Source organism: Mesorhizobium sp. M2E.F.Ca.ET.209.01.1.1, assembly GCF_004010375.2.
Classification (GTDB): domain Bacteria; phylum Pseudomonadota; class Alphaproteobacteria; order Rhizobiales; family Rhizobiaceae; genus Mesorhizobium.
On sequence record NZ_SADP02000952.1, the window covers coordinates 1 to 306 of the forward strand.

A 306-nucleotide genomic window follows, 5' to 3' on the forward strand; every position below is an offset into this window, starting at 1 on the left:
GCATAAGATAGATTATGGAACTTATCTCGCGATATCGATGCGGGCTTTGGCGCGCCTCGCGTAGCAACGTGCCCGTAGCCCTTGCGCCGAACGCAGTGGCGTCGCCCTTGCGGATGGGTCCCTAAATATCTCGTAGTTGAGATTGCAATGCTAACTGAGCAGTCGTCGTTATCGCTCTGACTCGTAAGGAATTTCGATCGCCATAACATCATAGGCCGGCACCACGTGGTCCGGTGTCTCGGCCATTACCAGGGCGTAGTCCAGCGGCACGTGCATATGCGTCAGCACGGCTTTCGTCGGTGCCAG

Annotated in this window: 1 pseudogene; it reads right to left on the reverse strand. The window is 56.5% G+C overall.

Features of this window, described 5'->3' with window-relative positions:
- Window positions 1-168: 168 nt before the first annotated feature.
- Window positions 169-306: pseudogene (locus EN852_RS42955) on the reverse strand (MBL fold metallo-hydrolase); the annotation flags it as partial.